Source organism: Streptomyces sp. NPDC032745 (genome assembly GCF_055579465.1).
This window is the reverse complement of sequence record NZ_JBVING010000043.1, coordinates 1-2,482: the sequence shown is the minus strand read 5'-3', so window position 1 is coordinate 2,482 and position 2,482 is coordinate 1. Positions and strand designations below refer to the sequence as shown.

Sequence of the window (2,482 nt, the reverse complement as noted above, 5' to 3'; positions counted from 1 at the left end):
TGCTCTGCAGGTCGCCGACCGGTTCCAGTGCGCCATGAGGCGCCTTGTCGTATCCCCGACCCAGTCGGGATGAATTCGGAAGGAGATTCTTGGGTCTGATGGCTTACCCGATCCGGAAACGGTGACGGGACCAGAGCATGCCAGAAAATCGACGGCCGACCTCAGGCAGTGAGGGCGACGCGTCGAGGGACCCGCGTGACACGGTGAAAGCTGAATTGCCTGAATCCTAATTCCCAGGAGATTGAAGGTCGAATCCGTCGGAAAGCTGCCCGTAACCGACGCCGCACCCTGCGACGACTTGATGGAATGGTCGACGCACCTTCCGGAGTGCGGAGCGATGCCCAGCGAGGGCATTCAAGGGAATGAGTGGGGCGCCTACATCACGCTAGGACGTACGACAAGGACGAACATGGGATCGCCTAAGGGGTGAGATCTCCCTATGGCGACGGAGGCCCCGTAGTAGTCGCCGGAGTCACGACCGGCCAAGGAGGACGGGAAAGCCGTCCACATCGGGCGAAGGGGGCCAGGTGATCGGACACTCAAAGCTCGGGAGGTATGCGAAATGCAGAGCGCCGAATCGGTACTGGGTGTCCTCCGTGAACGCGGCAGGCGTGGCTTGCCATGCAACGAACTGTATCGACAACTCTTCAATCCGCAGTTGTATCTCATGGCTTACGGGCGTCTGTACTCCAACAAGGGAGCGATGACGCCCGGAGTCACTGGGGAGACCGTGGACGGCATGTCGCTGGGCAAGATCGAGCACGTCATTGACGCGCTGCGCCACGAGCGCTACCGGTGGAGCCCAGCTCGCAGGGTCTACATCCCGAAAGGGCGGGGCAGCGCAAAGCTGCGTCCGCTCGGCCTGCCTCCGTGGAGTGACAAACTCGTCGGCGAGGTGATCCGCCTGCTACTTGAGGCGTATTACGAGCCAACGTTCTCTCACTCCTCTCACGGTTTCCGTCCCCGTCGCGGCTGCCACACCGCACTGCGCGATGTGGCCAATACCTGGACGGGTACGGTCTGGCTTGTTGAGGGTGACATTGCGCAGTGTTTCGACCGGCTTGACCATTCAGTCATGCTACGGATCCTGGGTGAGATAATCCACGACAACCGGTTCCTTCGGCTCGTGCAAAACATGCTCAAAGCCGGATACTTGGAAGACTGGGTCTGGAACGCCACGCACAGCGGGAGTCCGCAAGGCGGGGTTGTTTCACCGATCCTGTCGAATATCTATCTGCACAAGTTGGACGAGTACGTCGAGAACGTTCTGATCCCGCAATACACCCGTGGGAGAGTCAGGAAGCCGAACCAAGCCTTCTTCAAGGTCTGGAACGCGATGCGTCGCGCACGCAAGCGCAGTGACCGCACCGAGATGCGGGAACTTCGCAAGCAACTCCGCAGCATGCCCAGCATGGATACTCAGGATCCGGGCTACCGGCGGCTACGGTATGTGCGTTACGCCGATGACACTTTGTTCGGGTTCGCCGGACCAAAGGCAGAAGCCGAGGAAATCAAGCAGCGTCTGGCGCAATTCCTGCGTGACGAACTCAAGTTGGAACTGTCGCCAGAAAAGACGCTCATCACGCACGCCCGCACTCAGGCGGCGAGGTTCCTCGGCTACGACATCACCGTGCACCACAACGACCGCAAGGTCACCGGCGGACGGCGCTCCGTCAATGGGGTCATCAGATTACGTGTCCCCCGTTCGGTGGTATCTGCCAAGCAAGCCCAGTACACGGAGCGCGGCAAACCCGCGCGTCGGCCCGAACTGCTGAACCAGGACGACCACGTCATCCTCAGCACCTACGGGTCGGAGTACCGCGGCATCGTCCAGTACTACCTGCTGGCCGGCGACGTCTTTCGACTCGCCCGGCTGCAATGGGTCATGGAGACCTCGATGCTGATGACGCTCGCGAACAAGCACCGCTCGACGGTGTCAACGATGGCCCGCAAGTACGCGGCCACCATCGAAACACCGCACGGGCCTCGCAAGTGCTTCGAGGCACGCGTCGAACGCACCGGTAGGAAACCGCTGGTCGGACGGTTCGGAGGGATCCCGCTGCGACGGGACAAGAAGACGGTCATCACCGACCGTCGGCTGGCCCCTGTCAACACCAAACGCAAGGAGCTGGTCACCCGGCTCCTCGCCGGACGGTGCGAGGCATGTGGGCGGATCGACGAGGTGGAAGTCCATCACGTCGCCAAGCTCGCCGACCTCGGACGACCGGGCGATCGGCCACCGTGGGCAGATCTCATGGCCGCACGACACCGGAAGTCCCTCGTGGTCTGCGGCAGTTGTCATGCGGATATCCACGGCAAGAGAACCGGCTCAGCACTCACGGAGTAGTCACTGGAGAGCGACGTGCGGTGACAAGTCGCATGCGTCGTTCGGGCTGGGGGTCGTGGGAACAGGACCTGTTCAGCAGGCACCTCGCCGACGGCCCACCAGTACTCTGTGGCAGGGCCTCGGCCGAGCCGTGGA

The 2,482-nt window shown here is 62.0% G+C and carries 1 protein-coding gene; it reads left to right on the top strand.

Annotated features, from left to right (window positions below):
• Positions 1-562 precede the first annotated feature (562 nt).
• Positions 563-2,347, top strand: coding sequence for a reverse transcriptase/maturase family protein (locus tag ACZ5WG_RS40775; RefSeq protein WP_468729700.1), 1,785 nt, complete (start codon positions 563-565; stop codon positions 2,345-2,347).
• The last annotated feature ends 135 nt before the right edge of the window (positions 2,348-2,482 follow it).